This is a genomic window from Streptomyces peucetius, assembly GCF_025854275.1.
Lineage (GTDB): Bacteria > Actinomycetota > Actinomycetes > Streptomycetales > Streptomycetaceae > Streptomyces > Streptomyces peucetius_A.
On record NZ_CP107567.1, the window covers coordinates 2,483,951 to 2,497,722 of the forward strand.

A 13,772-nucleotide genomic window follows, 5' to 3' on the forward strand; every position below is an offset into this window, starting at 1 on the left:
AGGGCGAGATGGCCCGTACTCCGCGGGGCGGCATGCCGGCGGCCGTACTCCCCGTGGAGTACGCGGCCGTTCAGGGGGCGGACCGGTCGGGTCAGAAGGGGGCGCGGGCCGTCTCCATCAGGCGCACCGTGTCGTCCTCGTCCAGTTGCAGCGCCGCGCCCACGGTGGTGAGGACCTCGCGCTCGGCCTGGGTGTAGGGCCCGTCGGCGAGGGCGATCCGTGCGCCCTGGAGCAGGATCGACTCGCGTCCGGCGGGGGCCAGGTGCGGGGCGAGCGGTTCGAGCGCCTCGTGGAGTTCGATGGCGAGCGCCGCGCCGTAGGGGCCGGCATCCGCGATGTACCGGCCGGTGTCGGCGGCGAGCGCCTCGATCAGGGAGGTGAGCTGGTCCTCGGTGCAGTCGTCGAGCCCGGCGGCGCGCACGGTGTGGACCGCGGTCTCGCGGACGCTGCGGGAGGAGGTGCCGCCGGAGGCGAGCACGGCGAGGGCGACGGTGTGCACCGCGTCCCTGAGCATCGCCGAGAAGCGGCTGGTGGTGGGGTGGTCGAGGGCGTCCGTACTGAAGTGGCCGTGGCAGGCGGCGCATTCGACGACGGGTCCGGCGAGGCCGCGCGGCAGCAGCGGAACGCCGAGGACCGCGAAGCGGCGGCGGCCGGTGCGGCGGCGGTAGTTGCGGTCGCCTCCGCAGTCGGGACAGAAGAACTCGCCGTCGCCGACGGTGTTCCAGGACGTGTGAATGCCGCATACCCGCAGTTTTCGGACGGACATTCCCCGGGCTGGCAGCACCTCGCACCTCCATCACGCTGCGGCAGCGCTGCCGCGTTGACGTGATGTTAGCCACATGAACGATGTCGCGTCAGCACCCCGGAGGAGGTGTGAATCGACATGGCTGATTCCGCTCCCCGGCACAACTGCGTGCACAGCAGCGCAAAACGCCGGACCTGCTCACGATCGAGCAGGCCCGGCGTCCGGGACCGAAGTGCGGGTGTGTCAGCGCGCCGCGCGGTTGACGGCCGAGACGACCGCCTTCAGCGAGGCGCGCGTGGTGTTGGCGTCGATGCCGATGCCCCACAGCACCTGGCCGTCGATCGCGCACTCGATGTAGGAGGCTGCCTGCGCGGACGCGCCCTCGCTCATCGTGTGCTCCTGGTAGTCCAGCAGGCGTACGTCGACGCCGATGCCGTTCAGCGCCTCGAAGAACGCGGAGATCGGGCCGTTGCCGGAGCCGGTCAGCACGGTGTCCGCACCGTCGACGACCGCCTCGACGGTCAGCGTGTCGACGCCGTCCGTGTCGGTGGTGGTCTGACCGGAACGGATCTGGATGCGCCCCCACGGGTTCTCGGGGTTCGGCAGGTACTCGTCCTGGAAGACGGACCAGATCGCGGACGGGGTGACCTCGCCGCCCTCGGTGTCGGTCTTGGCCTGGATGATCTTCGAGAACTCGATCTGCATCCGGCGCGGCAGGTCCAGCTTGTGGTCGTTCTTCAGGACGTAGGCGATACCGCCCTTGCCGGACTGCGAGTTGACGCGGATGACGGCCTCGTAGGAGCGGCCGACGTCCTTGGGGTCGATGGGCAGGTACGGCACGGCCCACTCGATGTCGTCCACGCTCCTGCCGGCGGCGGCCGCGTCGGCCTCCATGGCGTCGAAGCCCTTCTTGATGGCGTCCTGGTGGGAGCCGGAGAAGGCGGTGTAGACCAGATCGCCCGCGTAGGGGTGGCGCGGGTGGATCTCCATCTGGTTGCAGTACTCGCTGGTGCGGCGGATCTCGTCGATCTGCGAGAAGTCGATCTGCGGGTCGACGCCCTGGGAGAACAGGTTCATGCCCAGGGTGACCAGGTCGACGTTGCCGGTGCGCTCGCCCTGCCCGAACAGGCAGCCCTCGATACGGTCCGCGCCCGCCATGATCGCCAGTTCGGCGGCGGCGACGGCGGTGCCGCGGTCGTTGTGCGGGTGGACGGACAGGCAGACGTGCTCGCGGCGGGTCAGGTGCCGCGACATCCACTCGAAGCGGTCGGCGTGCGTGGAGGGCGTGGAACGCTCCACGGTGGCGGGCAGGTTCAGGATGATCTCGCGGCCGGGGCCGGGCTGCCACACGTCGCAGACCGCCTCGCAGACCTCCAGGGCGAAGTCCAGCTCGGTGTCGGTGAAGATCTCGGGGCTGTACTGGTAGCCGAAGGCGGTCTCGTCGCCCAGCAGCTTCTCCGCGTACTCCATCACCAGCCGGGTGCCGTCGACCGCGATCTGCTTGATGTCGTCCTTCGAGCCGCGGAACACCACGCGGCGGAAGGTGGGAGCGGTGGCGTTGTACAGGTGGACCGTGGCGCGCCTGGCGCCGACCAGGGACTCGACGGTCCGCTCGATCAGGTCCTCACGGGCCTGCGTCAGCACCGAGATGGTGACGTCGTCGGGGATCGCGCCCTCTTCGATGATGGAGCGCACGAAGTTGAAGTCGGTCTCGCCGGAGGAGGGGAAACCGACCTCGATCTCCTTGTAGCCCATGCGTACCAGCAGGTCGAACATCTCGCGCTTGCGCGCGGGGCTCATGGGGTCGATCAGCGCCTGGTTGCCGTCCCGCAGGTCGGTGGACAGCCAGCGCGGGGCCTTGGTGATCCGCTGCTCGGGCCAGGTGCGGTCCGGGATCTCGACGGCCTCGTACCGGCCGTACTTGTGGATCGGCATCCCGGACGGCTTCTGCATGTGCGTCGTGTTGGTGATCGGGGTGGGACGGCCGATCCACTGCGACTGGGACATGACGTGGGGCTCCTCTGATCCTGCGGGAAGGGGGCCGACTGGGTCGAAGCAGCACCAGACTCCGCGGGGAGGGGGTCGGCCTACGACTACAAGCCCTCGCCGCGGCAGCTAAGGAGAAGCAGCCCGAAACGCATGATGCGAAGAAGACTAGCCGAGCCTCAGCGTGAGCGTGGGGTCTGTTTCAGTATGCGGGACGACCGGCCAGTAACGGTCAAATGTTGCCTATCACTCCATTTCATTAACCACTCTCGCTTTCCGCGACAGACCCATCACGTACTGCCACATTCGCTTCATGGACATTCGCACCCCGGTCTTCTGCGGCATCGTGCCGCCGCACATCCTCGACAAGCTCGCCCGCGCCGACGACCCGGCCGTCTCCGGACCCGCCCGGCGCACCCTCCAGGCCGACGCCGCGCACCGCACCGGGCGCCGGCTGACCACCGTGATCGGTGCCGCCGCACGCGCCGTCGCCGCACCGGCCGACGGGCCGCGACGCACCGTGTACGACGCGCGGAACGGCACCGCGCTGCCGGGCACCCGGGTGCGCGGCGAGGGCGAAGAGGTGGTCAAGGACGCCACCGTCAACCGTGCGTACGCGGGCCTCGGCGCGACCTTCGAGCTGCTGACCGCCTACGGACGCAGCTCCGTCGACGGGGCCGGCCTGCCGCTGGACGCGACCGTCCACTACGACGAGCAGTACTCGAACGCCTTCTGGAACGGTGAGCAGATGGTGTTCGGTGACGGTGACGGCGAGGTGTTCCTCGACTTCACCGTCGCGGTCGACGTCATCGCGCACGAGCTGGCCCACGGCCTGACCCAGTACACGGCGAATCTGAGCTACTTCGGCCAGCCCGGCGCTCTCAACGAGTCGGTGTCCGACGTGCTGGGCTCACTCGTCAAGCAGCGGACCCTGGGCCAGAGCGCCGACGAGGCCGACTGGCTGATCGGCGCGGGGCTGCTCGCGCCCCGGGTCGAGGGCGTCGCACTGCGTTCGATGAAGGCGCCGGGGACCGCGTACGACGACGACGTGCTCGGCAAGGACCCGCAGCCCGCCACGATGGAGGACTACGTCCGGACGGGCCGCGACAACGGCGGTGTCCACATCAACTCCGGCATCCCCAACCACGCCTTCTACCTGCTCGCCACCCGGCTCGGCGGGCGGGCCTGGGAGCGGGCGGGGCAGATCTGGTTCGACGTGCTCACCGGGGGCGAACTGCCGGTGGACGCCGACTTCGGGAGCTTCGCCCGGCTGACGACGGCCGCCGCGAAGGCGCGCTACGGCGACGGCGAGGAACTGGAGGCCGTGCTCAAGGCATGGTCGCAGGTCGGCGTGAAGACGTCCGAATGACCACCCGGGCCGGGCGGCCCGGCTGTCGCCCGGCCCCGCTGTGTACTAGAACGGGAACCATGCGTATCCAGGTAAGGCGTACGGGCGGCTTCGCCGGCATCGAGCGTCACGCCGAGGTCGACACCTCGGAGCGGGACGACGCGGGCGAGGTGCACGCCCTGGCGGAACAGGCGGTGGCGGACGGCCGGGACACCCCGCCCATCGGGGTCCCCGACGGATTCAGCTACCAGCTCACGGTTGACGGGCGCACGGTCTACTGCTCCGATCCCCGGCTGACCGACGCACAGCGGCAGCTGATCTCGCTGGTGCTCAAGGAAGGGTCCTGACCCTCGCCCTGGGGCCCCGGCCCCGCCCCTCGCTCAGAAGCCCAGCTTCCGCAGCTGCTTCGGATCGCGCTGCCAGTCCTTGGCGACCTTCACATGCAGGTCCAGGAAGACGGGCGTGCCCAGCAGCGCCTCGATGTGCTTGCGGGACTTCATGCCGACCTCCTTCAGGCGCTTGCCCTTCGGGCCGATGATGATGCCCTTCTGGCTGGGTCGCTCGATGTAGACGTTGGCGTGGATGTCCAGCAGCGGACGGTCCGCGGGGCGGTCCTCACGCGGCAGCATCTCCTCGACGACCACCGCGATCGAGTGCGGAAGCTCGTCCCGCACGCCCTCCAGCGCGGCCTCGCGGATCAGCTCGGCGACCATCACCTGCTCGGGCTCGTCCGTGAGGTCGCCCTCCGGGTAGAGCGGCGGGCTCTCCGGGAGCAGCGGGATCAGCAGGTCGGCGACCAGCTGCACCTGCTTGTCGCCCACGGCGGAGACCGGCACGATCTCGGCCCACTCGAGACCGAGCTCCTTGCCGAGCATGTCGATCGCGAGAAGCTGCTCGGCGAGCGTCTTGGAGTCGACGAGGTCGGTCTTGGTGACGATCGCGACCTTGGGGGTCTTCTTGATCCCGGCGAGTTCCTTGGCGATGAAGCGGTCGCCGGGGCCGATCTTCTGGTCGGCGGGCAGACAGAAGCCGATCGCGTCCACCTCGGCCCACGTGGTGCGCACCACGTCGTTGAGGCGCTCCCCGAGCAGGGTCCGCGGCTTGTGCAGCCCCGGGGTGTCGACCAGGATCAGCTGCGCGTCCGGACGGTGCACGATGCCGCGCACCGTGTGCCGGGTGGTCTGCGGCCGGCTCGAGGTGATCGCCACCTTCTGGCCGACCAGAGCGTTCGTGAGGGTGGACTTGCCCGCGTTGGGGCGGCCGACGAAGCAGGCGAAGCCGGCCCGATGGGGGGCTTCGGAAGACTGGGTACGAGCGCTCATGGCGCCCATTGTCCCTGATGTCACGGGCCCCCGGTCACGCGCGCCCGCCTCCGGCGCCTCCGGCCGGGCCACCGCCCCCTCTCCCCGGAACAAAGCCGGCCGGCGTCCCCCGGTGCGCGGGGCGCCGGCCGGCGTCCTGTTCAGGGACGGGGAGCCGAACCGGGCGGCTCACTCATCCGCCGGTGCTCCACAGGACGTCACCGTCCTCGAAGGCGCCTTCGGACCCGAACGGGTCCTCACCGCCGCGCAGCGCGCTCACCTTTCTGCACAACACCGTTCCCGAACCGCTTTCCGAGCGGAGGGAAACGACGAGAAAGCGGTCCTCCCATTTCGGATCCAGCCCGGAGAATTCCAGAATCCGGTCCGCTTCCTCCGCAATCGCGGACATCAGCTCGACCGATGCGTACCGGGTGACGAGCTGCATGGCGCTCACGCCCTCGAAGAGAATATCGAGGCACCTGTTCTCCGTGTCGTCCGGAACGGACCGGAGAAGCAGCTGGGAATGGCCCACCCCATAACGCCAGACCTTGAAAACACGGTCCGAGCGGAACAGGACCCGCGCGCCGGGGGCGTCACTTGAAGGGGTTGTCAACCACCACACCTCCTCGGTACCAGGTGATCCTATCCCAGGCGTGCGACGACTGACTGATCTGATAGAGCTCCCAGTTCGTCAGTCCTTCGAATCCGCTCGAGTCGACCGTCCTACCGGCCTTCGCCGAGGCCACCGGGTCGGTGAAGCCGTCCAGATCGAACGACATGCGCGTGGTGGAACCCTCCGCGAGATACGCCTGGAATTTCTTGTACAAAGGCGCCGTTTCCGGGCCAGTCGTGATAGGTGGTCGCCCCGCGCTCCATACCGAACGCGTCCAGCGCCATCGGATTTCCGTCGGCCTCCTGAAGGCCGAGGGCGATGTGGTCGCAGATAACGAGCCGCATGTCAGCGGCATTTGGGGCCGGTTTCCGCGGGATCGCGCACTGGTGGGTCGCGCTTCAGGCGCCCGGTGCCTCAGGCGCGCCGGTGCGTCCGTGCGCACCGGCGCGTCCGTGCGTCAGGCGCCCGCCGGTGTGTCAGGCGCCCGCGGGCGTGGACGACGTGAGGGAGCCGTCCGGGGCGGCGAGCAGGACCGGGGTGTCCGGACCGCCGAGGTCGCGCACGGCGGCCCGGTCCTCGTCGGCCGGGGCGCCGGCCTCCGAGACGACAGCCGCCGCCTCCAGGGACTGCGCACCGCTGGCGACCGCCATGGCGACGGCGGTCTGCAGCGCGCTGAGCTTCAGCGAGTCCAGGGCCACGGTCCCGGCGACATAGGTACGGCCGGTCTCGTCGCGCACGGCCGCGCCCTCGGGCACACCGTTGCGGGCCCGGGCGCTGCGCGCCAGCGTGATGATCTTGCGGTCCTCGGGGCCGAGGTCGGAACTCTGCGTCATGCCCCGAGCATAGATCGGCGCCCCGGTCAGCCCGCCACGGGATACACCGAGCCGCGCCGGCCCTCGGGGCCCGCCAGCCAGGCCAGCTTCGCCGCCGTGTCCGTCGTCCCGTCGGGCACCGGCGTGTGCATCACGATGACCAGGTCGGGGCGGGCCGGCACCCTCAGCTGCGTCGACTCCAGGACCAGCCGGCCCGTCAGCGGATGCTCCAGTTCCTTGCGGATCTGCCCGCCGGGCGCGATGTCACGACGCTCCCACAGCTCGGTGAACTCGGCACTGGCCGCCTTCGCCTCCGCGACCACCGCCCGGAAGCCCTCGTCGTCCGGGCATTCCGAGCAGGCGGCCCGGAACTGCGCGACGACCTGCGGCGCGATCGTGTCCCAACCGGAGCTGCGGGCACGGTAGATCGGGTCCGTGAAGTACGCGATCAGGCAGTTCTGCACGATGTCGGGACGCATCCCGAGGACCGCCGCCGCCGCGTCGTTGTACATGACGATGTTCCAGTACCCGTCCATGATGTGCGCCGGGTACGGCATCCACGCGTCGATCAGCCGCCGCAGCCCGGCGCACATGTCCCGGTCGTCCGGATCCACCTCCGGCGCCGGCGGGTTGAGGCCCGCGAGGACGTACAGATGGCGGCGCTCCGCGCTGCTGAGCCTGAGCACCCGGCCGACCGAGTCCAGTACCTGCGGCGAGACGGTGATGTCGCGGCCCTGCTCCAGCCACTGGTACCAGGAGACACCGACGCCCGCGAGGACCGCGACCTCCTCCCGGCGCAACCCCGGCGTACGACGCCGGGCGCCGCCGTCCGGGAGACCCGCCTCCGCCGGGGTGATCCGGGCGCGCCGGCTCATCAGGAACTCGCGCAACTCCCCCAGACGGTGCGCCTTCATGGCGTCCGCCGTGCCCTGCTCGACCGACGTGGCCACGTACTCCCCCTGCTCGTATGCCCGTTCGTCTGCGTGGTGGTCCGGCCAACAGGATAAGTTGCCGCTCCCCACGGACGCTCCGGCCGCCGGAGTGTGATGCGAATGGCTACCGACATCTCCCCGCCCACCGCCGGTACGGGCGCGCCGCCCCGGCTCGACGGACGCTCCCGGCTGGTCCTGTTCGTGCTGTGCGCCGCCCAGTTCATGGTCGCGCTCGACTTCTCCGTACTGAACGTGGCGCTTCCCGTCCTCGGCCGGGACCTCGGGATGAACCCGTCGTCCCTGCAGTGGGCGGTCACCGCCTTCGCCCTGCCGTCCGGCGGCTTTCTGCTGCTGTTCGGCCGGATCGCCGACCTCTACGGGCGGCGCCGGCTGTTCCTCAGCGGCCTGGCCGTCTTCGGCGCGGCCTCGCTCCTCGCGACGTTCGCCTGGGACCCCGCGTCGTTCCTCACCGGCCGGGCGCTCCAGGGCGTCGGCGCGGCCGTCATCGTGCCCACCGGCATGTCGCTGCTCACCACCACCTTCCCCGAGGGGCCGCAGCGCGACCGGGCGCTGGGCATCAGCGGCACACTGCTCTCGCTGGGCTTCACGATCGGCATGGTGCTGGGCGGGGTCGTGACGGACACCCTGGGCTGGCGCTCGACGATGGGTCTGCTGGCGCTCTTCACCCTGATCGTCCTGCCGCTCGCACCCGGGCTGCTGCCCGAGTCCCGCACCCCGCTGCGGCCACGGCTCGACGTGCCGGGCGCGGTCACCGTCACCGGCGGGCTCCTCGCCGTGATCTACGCACTGTCCACGGCGGCCGAACGCGGCTTCGGCGGCGCCGATGTGGTCGTGACGCTCGTCGGGGGCGTCGCCCTGCTGATCGTCTTCGCCGTCGTCGAGACGCGCAGCCCCGCGCCACTGGTCTCGCTGCCGATGCTGCGGCGGCGGACGGTGGCCCTCGGCAACCTGGGCGGGCTCGTCACGTTCGCGATGATGAGCACGGTCGTGTTCGTCCTCACGCTGTACCTCCAGGAGACGCTGCGCCTGTCGGCGTTCCGCACCGGCCTGGTCTTCGGCGTGCAGGGCGTCCTCTCCGTGATCGCCGGCGTCCTCGCCCCGAAGGTCATCGGCCGTTTCGGGGCACGCCGCGTGCTGGCGTCCTGCCTCGCCGGCCAGGGCCTGTTCACCGCCGCGCTGCTGGGCCTCGGCGCCGAGTCCGGCGCGCTGCTCGCCACGGCCGGGGTCTCGCTGGCGAGCGTGTGCCACCTCGGGGCGATCATCTCGTACGGCCTGACGGTGACGTCGGGCGTGCCGGACGGGGAACAGGGCCTGGCGACGGGCCTGGTCACGACGACGCAGCAGGTGGGCATCACCGTGGGCATCCCCCTGCTGGGGGTGCTGGCGACGACGGGGCCGTCCCTCTTCGACGGGGTACGGGTGGTGCTGGCCGCGGACGCGGCGATCGTGCTTGCGGCGGCGGCGACGGTTGGGGTGGGGCTGCGGGGGCGACGGGGTCGCTGAGCGGGGGGGCGGGGGTGGGGGCCGCTGCGGGTGGGGCCGCTGCGCGGGGCCGTTCCTCCACCCCGCCCCTTCCCGAAACCGGGCTCCGCCCGGACCCCGGTACCGCGCTTCGCGCGGGTGGCCTCAATCGCCGGCCGGGCTGCTTTGCAGCCCCGCCGGCGATTGAGGCGCCGCGGCCGGGGGCGGGGGCGTCAGGGGCGGTTCAGGCGGAGGCGGTCCGCTCGGGGGAGCCCCGCCACCACGAGGTCGTAGGAGTCCTCCACCAGCTCCCTGACCATCCGGTCCGGCAGCGCCGCCACCGTCACCGTGTTCCAGTGGCGCTTGTTCATGTGCCAGCCGGGGACGATCACGCCCGGGTGGTCCGCGCGCAGGCGGACCGCGAGGTCCGGCTCGCACTTGAGGTTGGCCGTCAGCGGGGTGGCGTCCAGCGCGCTGAGGGCGAACATCTTGCCGAGGACCTTGAAGACCGAGGTCTCGGGGCCGAAGGGGAATTCCTCCACCGCGGCGTTGAATTCCAGGCAGAACGCCCGCAGTTCCTCCGGTGTCACCCCACCGCCCCTTCCGCCGCAGGCTGCTCCACCGGCTCGGAGAGCACCGTCACGATCTTGTTGCGCCGGCCCGCCGGGGACTCCGCGGTCAGCCGGAGCGCCCGGCCGTCCGGGAGGTCCACGACCGCCTCCGCGCCCGCGATCGGGACCCGGCCGAGCGCCTTGGCCAGCAGGCCGCCGACGGTTTCCACGTCCTCGTCGTCGAGCTCGTCCGCCCCGAGGCCGTACAGCTCGCCGAGGTCGCCGATGTCGAGCCGGGCCGTGACCCGGAAACGGCCGCCGCCCAGTTCCTCGACGGGCGGCAGTTCGCGGTCGTACTCGTCGGTGATCTCGCCGACGATCTCCTCGAGGATGTCCTCGATGGTGACGATGCCCGCCGTGCCGCCGTACTCGTCGATGACGACGGCGACGTGGTTGCGCTTCTGCTGCATCTCCCGCAGCAGGTCTCCCGCGTTCTTCGTGTCGGGTACGAAGACGGCCGGCCGCATCGCGGTGGAGACCAGGTCCGCCTCCGCGTCGCGGTTGATGTGCGTCTTGCGGACCAGGTCCTTGAGGTAGACGACTCCGACGATGTCGTCCTCGTTCTCGCCGGTGACCGGGATACGGGAGAAGCCGGAGCGCAGTGCCAGCGTCAGCGCCTGCCGGACGGTCTTGTAACGCTCGATGGAGACGAGGTCGGTGCGCGGCACCATCACCTCGCGGACCAGGGTGTCGCCGAGTTCGAAGACGGAGTGCACCATGCGGCGCTCCTCGTCCTCGATCAGCGACTCCTGCTCCGCCAGGTCGACCATCGCCCGCAGCTCGGCCTCGGAGGCGAACGGCCCCTTGCGGAACCCCTTCCCGGGGGTCAGGGCGTTGCCGATGAGGATCAGGAGCTGCGGGACGGGGCCCATGACGCGGGCCAGCGGCAGCAGCACGTACGCGGAGGCGGTGGCGGTGTTGAGCGGGTGCTGACGGCCGATGGTGCGCGGGGAGACGCCGACGGCGACGTAACTCACCAGCACCATCACGGCGATGGCGACGAGCAGCGCCGACCACGTCTCCGCGAACTCCTCGAGGCAGACGTAGGTGACGAGCACTCCGGCGGCCATCTCGCAGGCCACCCGCACCAGCAGGGCGACGTTGAGATAGCGGGTCGGGTCGGCGGCGACCTGCTCCAGCTTCTCGGCGCCGCGCCGCCCGGACCGTACGGCCTCCGCGGCGCGGAAGCTGGAGACGCGGGCGATGCCGGCCTCTGCGCAGGCGGCGAGCCAGGCGACGACGACGAGCGCGACGGCACCGGCGAGTAGTTGGCCGGTCATGAGACGGTCGGCGCCGGGGAGGGCCCGGTGAGACCCTTCTCCGACCGCCAGCCGTCGACGATCGCGGCCTGCAGACCGAACATCTCGGCCTTCTCGTCCGGCTCCTCGTGGTCGTAGCCGAGCAGGTGCAGCACCCCGTGGACGGTCAGGAGCTGGAGCTCCTCGTCCATGGAGTGCTGCGTGGGCGCGTCCTCGCCCTGCTTCTTCGCGACCTCGGGGCAGAGCACGATGTCACCGAGGAGCCCCTGCGGAGGCTCCTCGTCGTCCTTGCCCGGCGGACGGAGCTCGTCCATCGGGAAGGACATGACATCGGTCGGTCCCGGCAGGTCCATCCACTGGATGTGCAGCTGCTCCATGGCCTCGGCGTCCACGACGATCACCGAGAGCTCGGAGAGCGGGTGGATACGCATCCGCGCGAGGGCGTAGCGGGCGATGTCGAGGATCGCCTGCTCGTCGACCTCGGTTCCGGACTCGTTGTTGACGTCGATCGACATGGTGCGGCTGTTCTACTTCCCGTTGCGGCTGTCGTACTGCTCGTACGCGTCGACGATACGGCCGACGAGCTTGTGCCGTACGACATCCTGCGAGGTGAGCAGGGAGAAGTGCACGTCGTCGACGCCGTCCAGGATGTCCCGGACCTGGCGCAGACCGCTCTTGGTGCCGCCCGGCAGGTCGACCTGAGTCACGTCACCGGTGATCACGATCTTCGAGTCGAAGCCCAGCCGGGTGAGGAACATCTTCATCTGCTCGGGGTTCGTGTTCTGCGCCTCGTCGAGGATGATGAACGCGTCGTTGAGCGTGTTGTGAGTCAGCAGATGGTCCTCCGTGACGTACAGCGAGTCCTCAGCTGCCACCTGGATGCACACGGCTTCTTCACGGCCGGCGGGCTCGATGCTGTCGATGAAGCGCATCGGGCGTCCACCGCCGCCGGCCGCGTGGTACGTGGCACGTTTGCGAGCCAGGCGGAACGGCTCGATGTTCTCGGGAAGCCGGATGTCGACGACATGTGCGTCGTAGCGGTACGGGACGTCACGCCCCTTCGCCCTACCGGGTGCACGGCCCTCGGCCGGACGCCTACGGGTGTAGGCGACACCGCCCAGCGACTGGACGAGCCTGACCACGTCGTCCTGCAGGAGGATCGAGGTGGTCGAGTACTGCACGCGACAGCTCTGCCCGTCCTGAGCCACGGGACCGCCGTCCGCGTCCAGCAGGCCCTGGAGCAGCGCCAGCCTGACCTCTGCCGAGTTCTGAAGGTAGAGCTCCGGAACGAACTTCGAGTGCGAGCGGGTGCCGAGCAGGTCCAGCGCGCGCAGCACGCCGGTCACAGGGTTCTCCAGGGTGATCACGTCGCCCTGTGCTCTCACCCTGTTCAGGACGTAGTCCACGTGGGACTTGCGACGGACCACGACGCCGGGCAGTGCCGCGTCGAGCGCCTCGGCGAGCTCCGGGTCGTCCGTGGCGAAGGAAGGAGTGGTGCTGCCCGTCAGGCAGCCGTCGCCGAGCAGCAGGCCGAGAGCGTAGGGGTCCATCGGGACCTCACGCTCTGGGAGGCACACCGGAGCCGTCAGGAGCGGCAATTCGTACCGCCTGGCGTGTGCCGCGCGGAGGTTGCCGATCATCTCCTTCGTCTCGAGGACCCGCCAGGGCTTGTCCCGGCGACGGTCGGAAGCGGTCCGAACCGTCCAGAGGTGATCAGCGCAGCAGAGAGTCGAGGAACCATCCTGCGCCGTGAGGCGGTAGATGTCCTTCTCACCTTGCGGGTAGACGCCGAGGACGGGGGTCGGCTCACCGCTGGACCCGATGACCAGGTCTCCGACTTGAAGGTCCCCAATGGGACGGAATCCGTCCGGCGTCAGAACCTTGGTGAAGACCGGCTGCGCGCGCCCGCGCATGTACGCCAGGGGCGCGACCTCGATCGTGCCCGCCGCCATCAGGCGCGGGATGGAGTCGGGGTCGAGCATGTCGTGCAGCGCGTCGTACAGCGGCCGCAGATACGGGTCGATCTTCTCGTACAGCGTGCCGGGCAGGAAGCCGAGGCGCTCACCGGCCTCGACCGCGGGGCGGGTCAGGATGATGCGGTTGACCTGCTTGGACTGCAGTGCCTGCACGGCTTTGGCCATGGCGAGGTACGTCTTGCCGGTGCCCGCCGGGCCGATGCCGAAGACGACCGTGTGCTTGTCGATCGCGTCGACGTACCGCTTCTGGTTGAGCGTCTTGGGGCGGATGGTGCGGCCACGGCTGGAGAGGATGTTCTGGGTGAGGACCTCGGCCGGGGTCTCGGCCACGGCCTCGCCGGAGCCGTCGTCGGCCGCCCTAAGCATGGCGATCGAGCGTTCCACTGCGTCCTCCGTCATCGGCTGCCCGGTGCGGAGCACGAGCATCATCTCGTCGAACAGGCGCTGGATCAGGGCTACTTCCCGAGCGTCCCCGACCGCGCTCACCTGATTGCCCCGGACATGGATGTCGGCCGCCGGGAAGGCCTTCTCGATCACGCGCAGCAGGGCGTCACCCGAGCCGAGAACCGTCACCATCGGGTGCTTGGCCGGGACCGTGAAGTGGGCTCGCGCCTGGCCCGGCGCTGGGGTCTGGTCTGTGGGTGTCTGAGTCATGGGCCGGCTCTGTGGCCTGCACATACCTCCCGTTGCAGGGTTCTCGCTGCTCG

14 protein-coding genes are annotated in these 13,772 nt (G+C 70.2%); 3 read left to right on the top strand and 11 right to left on the bottom strand.

Annotated features, from left to right (window positions below):
• Positions 1 to 91: 91 nt before the first annotated feature.
• Both OGH68_RS11450 and leuA read right to left on the bottom strand, forming a co-directional pair.
• Positions 92 to 766 (bottom strand): TerB family tellurite resistance protein, encoded by a 675-nt coding sequence (locus tag OGH68_RS11450; RefSeq protein ID WP_264243274.1) that lies wholly within the window; start codon positions 764 to 766, stop codon positions 92 to 94.
• A 222-nt stretch (positions 767 to 988) separates the two neighbouring features.
• Complete coding sequence (leuA, locus tag OGH68_RS11455) at positions 989 to 2,752, bottom strand: 2-isopropylmalate synthase (RefSeq protein ID WP_264243275.1); 1,764 nt, start codon at positions 2,750 to 2,752, stop codon at positions 989 to 991.
• Positions 2,753 to 3,044: 292 nt separating this feature from the next.
• Between leuA and OGH68_RS11460 the strand changes: the two genes are divergently transcribed.
• Together OGH68_RS11460 and OGH68_RS11465 are read left to right on the top strand one after the other, a co-directional pair.
• Entirely contained in the window at positions 3,045 to 4,100 is a 1,056-nt protein-coding gene (locus tag OGH68_RS11460; RefSeq protein ID WP_264243276.1) for a M4 family metallopeptidase, read from the top strand.
• Between the two features lie 59 nt (positions 4,101 to 4,159).
• Complete coding sequence (locus OGH68_RS11465; RefSeq protein WP_264243277.1) at positions 4,160 to 4,426, top strand: protealysin inhibitor emfourin; 267 nt, start codon at positions 4,160 to 4,162, stop codon at positions 4,424 to 4,426.
• 33 nt (positions 4,427 to 4,459) lie between these two features.
• Here the strand turns inward: OGH68_RS11465 and era are convergent, their stop codons facing one another.
• The 5 genes from era to OGH68_RS11490 form a co-directional block, all read right to left on the bottom strand.
• A complete protein-coding gene (gene era / locus OGH68_RS11470; protein ID WP_264243278.1) occupies positions 4,460 to 5,401 on the bottom strand; it encodes a GTPase Era in 942 nt (313 codons plus the stop codon).
• A 172-nt stretch (positions 5,402 to 5,573) separates the two neighbouring features.
• A complete protein-coding gene (locus OGH68_RS11475) occupies positions 5,574 to 5,834 on the bottom strand; it encodes a hypothetical protein (protein ID WP_264243279.1) in 261 nt (86 codons plus the stop codon).
• A 139-nt stretch (positions 5,835 to 5,973) separates the two neighbouring features.
• On the bottom strand, positions 5,974 to 6,207 hold the full coding sequence (locus OGH68_RS11480) for a hypothetical protein (RefSeq protein WP_264243280.1): 234 nt from the start codon (positions 6,205 to 6,207) through the stop codon (positions 5,974 to 5,976).
• A 262-nt stretch (positions 6,208 to 6,469) separates the two neighbouring features.
• Positions 6,470 to 6,826: a cytidine deaminase gene (locus tag OGH68_RS11485; RefSeq protein WP_264243281.1), complete on the bottom strand. Its 357-nt coding sequence runs from the start codon at positions 6,824 to 6,826 to the stop codon at positions 6,470 to 6,472.
• A 26-nt stretch (positions 6,827 to 6,852) separates the two neighbouring features.
• Positions 6,853 to 7,719: a helix-turn-helix transcriptional regulator gene (locus OGH68_RS11490; protein WP_264250019.1), complete on the bottom strand. Its 867-nt coding sequence runs from the start codon at positions 7,717 to 7,719 to the stop codon at positions 6,853 to 6,855.
• A gap of 138 nt (positions 7,720 to 7,857) precedes the next feature.
• Here OGH68_RS11490 and OGH68_RS11495 point away from each other — a divergent pair, with 138 nt between their 5' ends.
• The gene (locus tag OGH68_RS11495; RefSeq protein WP_264243282.1) at positions 7,858 to 9,261 is read left to right on the top strand and encodes an MFS transporter; all 1,404 of its coding nucleotides are present in this window, start codon (positions 7,858 to 7,860) and stop codon (positions 9,259 to 9,261) included.
• Between the two features lie 191 nt (positions 9,262 to 9,452).
• Here the strand turns inward: OGH68_RS11495 and OGH68_RS11500 are convergent, their stop codons facing one another.
• Genes OGH68_RS11500 through OGH68_RS11515 form a run of 4 tightly spaced genes read right to left on the bottom strand, consistent with a single transcriptional unit; the run spans position 9,453 to position 13,719 of the window.
• A complete protein-coding gene (locus OGH68_RS11500) occupies positions 9,453 to 9,809 on the bottom strand; it encodes an MmcQ/YjbR family DNA-binding protein (RefSeq protein ID WP_264243286.1) in 357 nt (118 codons plus the stop codon).
• Positions 9,806 to 11,110, bottom strand: coding sequence for a hemolysin family protein (locus OGH68_RS11505; protein ID WP_264243287.1), 1,305 nt, complete (start codon positions 11,108 to 11,110; stop codon positions 9,806 to 9,808). The genes OGH68_RS11500 and OGH68_RS11505 overlap by 4 nt, the downstream gene beginning before the upstream one ends.
• Positions 11,107 to 11,604: an rRNA maturation RNase YbeY gene (gene ybeY, locus OGH68_RS11510; protein ID WP_264243288.1), complete on the bottom strand. Its 498-nt coding sequence runs from the start codon at positions 11,602 to 11,604 to the stop codon at positions 11,107 to 11,109. The genes OGH68_RS11505 and ybeY overlap by 4 nt, the downstream gene beginning before the upstream one ends.
• A gap of 12 nt (positions 11,605 to 11,616) precedes the next feature.
• Positions 11,617 to 13,719 carry a PhoH family protein gene (locus OGH68_RS11515; protein ID WP_264243289.1) on the bottom strand — a complete coding sequence of 701 codons (2,103 nt, stop codon included), beginning with the start codon at positions 13,717 to 13,719 and terminating at the stop codon, positions 11,617 to 11,619.
• Positions 13,720 to 13,772 lie beyond the last annotated feature (53 nt).

Excerpts from the sequence above, each read along its gene's own strand:
- OGH68_RS11450 (WP_264243274.1), bottom strand. The coding sequence starts at position 766 with ATGTCCGTCCGAAAACTGCGGGTATGCGGCATTCACACGTCCTGGAAC.
- leuA (WP_264243275.1), bottom strand. The coding sequence starts at position 2,752 with ATGTCCCAGTCGCAGTGGATCGGCCGTCCCACCCCGATCACCAACACG.
- OGH68_RS11460 (WP_264243276.1), top strand. The coding sequence starts at position 3,045 with ATGGACATTCGCACCCCGGTCTTCTGCGGCATCGTGCCGCCGCACATC.
- OGH68_RS11465 (WP_264243277.1), top strand. The coding sequence starts at position 4,160 with ATGCGTATCCAGGTAAGGCGTACGGGCGGCTTCGCCGGCATCGAGCGT.
- era (WP_264243278.1), bottom strand. The coding sequence starts at position 5,401 with ATGAGCGCTCGTACCCAGTCTTCCGAAGCCCCCCATCGGGCCGGCTTC.
- OGH68_RS11485 (WP_264243281.1), bottom strand. The coding sequence starts at position 6,826 with ATGACGCAGAGTTCCGACCTCGGCCCCGAGGACCGCAAGATCATCACG.
- OGH68_RS11490 (WP_264250019.1), bottom strand. The coding sequence starts at position 7,719 with ATGAAGGCGCACCGTCTGGGGGAGTTGCGCGAGTTCCTGATGAGCCGG.
- OGH68_RS11495 (WP_264243282.1), top strand. The coding sequence starts at position 7,858 with ATGGCTACCGACATCTCCCCGCCCACCGCCGGTACGGGCGCGCCGCCC.
- OGH68_RS11505 (WP_264243287.1), bottom strand. The coding sequence starts at position 11,110 with ATGACCGGCCAACTACTCGCCGGTGCCGTCGCGCTCGTCGTCGTCGCC.
- ybeY (WP_264243288.1), bottom strand. The coding sequence starts at position 11,604 with ATGTCGATCGACGTCAACAACGAGTCCGGAACCGAGGTCGACGAGCAG.
- OGH68_RS11515 (WP_264243289.1), bottom strand. The coding sequence starts at position 13,719 with ATGACTCAGACACCCACAGACCAGACCCCAGCGCCGGGCCAGGCGCGA.